This window comes from Micrococcus sp. HSID17227 (genome assembly GCF_003989405.1).
Taxonomy (GTDB): Bacteria; Actinomycetota; Actinomycetes; order Actinomycetales; family Micrococcaceae; genus Micrococcus; species Micrococcus luteus.
The window spans coordinates 1-1,910 of sequence record NZ_RBLN01000354.1 but is presented as its reverse complement, the minus strand read 5'-3'; the positions used below and the strand labels follow the sequence as shown (position 1 = coordinate 1,910).

General features: G+C 76.4%; 2 protein-coding genes and 2 pseudogenes. All 4 read right to left on the bottom strand.

Features of this window, described 5'->3' with window-relative positions; genetic code table 11:
• A pseudogene (locus D8M29_RS11725) lies at nt 1–447 on the bottom strand (hypothetical protein); the annotation flags it as partial.
• Between the two features lie 69 nt (nt 448–516).
• Nucleotides 517–741, bottom strand: a complete 225-nt coding sequence (locus D8M29_RS11720; RefSeq protein WP_036339227.1) for a DUF3107 domain-containing protein — start codon at nt 739–741, stop codon at nt 517–519.
• Between the two features lie 120 nt (nt 742–861).
• Nucleotides 862–1,515, bottom strand: a complete 654-nt coding sequence (locus D8M29_RS11715) for a TetR/AcrR family transcriptional regulator (protein ID WP_036339229.1) — start codon at nt 1,513–1,515, stop codon at nt 862–864.
• Nucleotides 1,516–1,540: 25 nt separating this feature from the next.
• Nucleotides 1,541–1,910, bottom strand: a pseudogene (locus D8M29_RS11710) (glutamyl-tRNA reductase); the annotation flags it as partial.

Sequence of the window (1,910 nt, the reverse complement as noted above, 5' to 3'; positions counted from 1 at the left end):
GGCGGCGTCGGCGCGGATGCGGTCGCGCGGGACGGTGATGTGGGCGCCCTTGGAGGCGAGCACCTCGAGGCCGCCGTCGGCCCCGGCCAGCTCCTGCTGCTCCTGGGTCCACACGCCCCCGGCCAGGTCGGCGGCGCGCTCCACGTGGACGCGGCCGGCCACCTCCGCCACCTCGAACTGGAAGCCGGGGAAGTCGCGCTCGGGCATGCCGCAGTAGCGCAGCGTCTCGAGGTCGGCGTCGAGGCGCTCGTCGGTGACCCCGAGACGCGCGCGCAGCTCCGCCCGGTCCACCCCACCGGCCCGGTTGGCCAGCCCCACGATGTCCAGCAGGCGGCCCACGAGGTCCTCGCTCGAGTCGCGGGCGCGGCGCCGGACGGGCGCGGCGAGCGCCACCTCGAGCAGGGCCGGGTCGGCGGGGCCGCGGAGGCCGAGGGCGTGAGGGGACATGGCGATGCTCCTGGGCAGGGGGCCGAGACGACGCACGCCCCGGCGGATCACCGGGGCGTGCGGGGCGGGTCAGGAGGCGGCGAACCCGAGCGGGCCCGACTTCTTCGCGCCGATCTCCACGAAGCCGATGCGGTCGCCGGGGACGACCACCTGGCGGCCCTTGGCGTCCGTCAGGACCAGCGGGGTGCCGTCGGCGACGGCGGCGTCCACGAGGGAGCGGACCTCGTCCGCCGACTGCTCGCTGTCGATGACGACCTCGCGGCCGACGTGCTGCACACCGATGCGGATCTCCATGGGGAACCTCTTCTCTTCGTCGCGTCCTGTGCGGTCCGCCGTCAGCCTACGGGACCGCTCGGCGGGGTGGACGGGCGCCCCCGAGGTTCACCCGCGGGCGAAACGGGCCGGACGGCCGGGTCAGCGCGGCGCGTCGTCCGCGGAGGGCAGCGAGGCGAGCCCGCGCCAGACGAGCGCGTCCACCGTGCGGGCCATCTCGGCCGCGGCGGGGCGCGCGTCGGCGTCGAGCCGGTCCGCCCAGTGGCGGGCGGCGCCCAGGAGGTAGCCGACGAGTCCGCGGGAGAGCACGTCGGCCTCGGCCTCGGCCACGGTGGTGTCCGCGCGGATGGTGCGCGCGACCTCGGAGGAGAGCAGCCGGTGGACGGCCTCGCTGCGCGTGCGCACCTCCGGGTCCCCGTCGATGCCGGAGTCGAAGATGAGGCGGTGGGTCCGCTCGGGGGAGGCCATGTACTCGAACACGGCGGCGACGGTGGCCCGCACCCGTTCGCGGTTGTCCCGGCGGGTGTCCATCGCCGCCTCGAGGAGCGCGCGCAGGCTCGCGACCTCGGCGTCCAGCAGCTCGAGGAAGAGCTCGTGCTTGCTGGGGAAGTGCTGGTAGAGGACCGGCTTGGAGACCTCGGCCCGCTCGGCGATCTGCTCCATGGAGGCCCCCGCGTACCGCTCGGCGGCGAAGACCGCGCGGGCGCAGTCCAGCAGCTGGCGACGGCGCTCGTGCCGGGGCAGACGACGGCCTCGCCCGGGCTCCTCGGGCGCGGTGGCGGGGTGGTCGGTCACGGGGTCCTCCTGGCGCGGGGCGGGCTCACGCGATGCGCGCGGCGCCGCCCTCGTCCTCGTGCGCGGGGCAGACCGCCTCGACCGTGCCCACGGCGGGGGCGGGGCGGCCGGGGGCCTCGATCCCGAAGACCGCCTCGAGGGCGTCCTCATAGCGATCGAGCCGACCCTCGGCGGCGAGCCGCTTGGCGCGCACGCTGGGCTCGTGCAGGAGCTGGTTCACCATGCGGCGCAGGGCGAACTCCACCTCCTCGGCGGCCGCCGTGCACCCGTGGCGGGCGCGCACCCGCTCGAGCTCCCGGTCGAGTACGCCGAGGGTGTGGCGGCGCCGGGCCTTGATCGCCGCGTCGGCACTGCGGCCGCGCTGCGCGACGCGGAGATCGGAAGAGCACAAGTCC

Coding starts and splice junctions, on each gene's coding strand:
- D8M29_RS11720 (WP_036339227.1), bottom strand. CDS start 741: ATGGAGATCCGCATCGGTGTGCAGCACGTCGGCCGCGAGGTCGTCATC.